The sequence below is a fragment of the Acinetobacter sp. ABJ-A23_2 genome (assembly GCF_044538765.1).
GTDB classification, from domain to species: domain Bacteria; phylum Pseudomonadota; class Gammaproteobacteria; order Pseudomonadales; family Moraxellaceae; genus Acinetobacter; species Acinetobacter nosocomialis_A.
The window spans coordinates 1-213 of sequence record NZ_JBIUCP010000146.1 but is presented as its reverse complement, the minus strand read 5'-3'; the positions used below and the strand labels follow the sequence as shown (position 1 = coordinate 213).

The 213-nt window shown below is 51.6% G+C and carries 1 protein-coding gene; it reads left to right on the top strand.

The genetic code is table 11. From position 1 onward, the window contains the following. A partial coding sequence (locus tag ACH63V_RS18250; RefSeq protein ID WP_396464340.1) for an Ig-like domain-containing protein occupies positions 1-213 on the top strand: 213 nt, incomplete at both ends.

The window sequence follows — 213 nt, the reverse complement described above, 5'->3', positions numbered from 1 at the left end:
GCTTCCCTGATGGCACAACAGCAACTGTAGTTGCAGGTCCTGATGGTAAATGGACAGTGCCAAACCCAGGTGACTTGACTGATGGTCAAACAGTAACTGCGACAGCAACCGACCCTGCAGGCAATACCTCATTGCCAGGTTCAGGTACAGTCTCTGCAGACATTACGGCACCTGTGGTTGCGCTAGATGATGTGTTGACGAATGACAGCACAC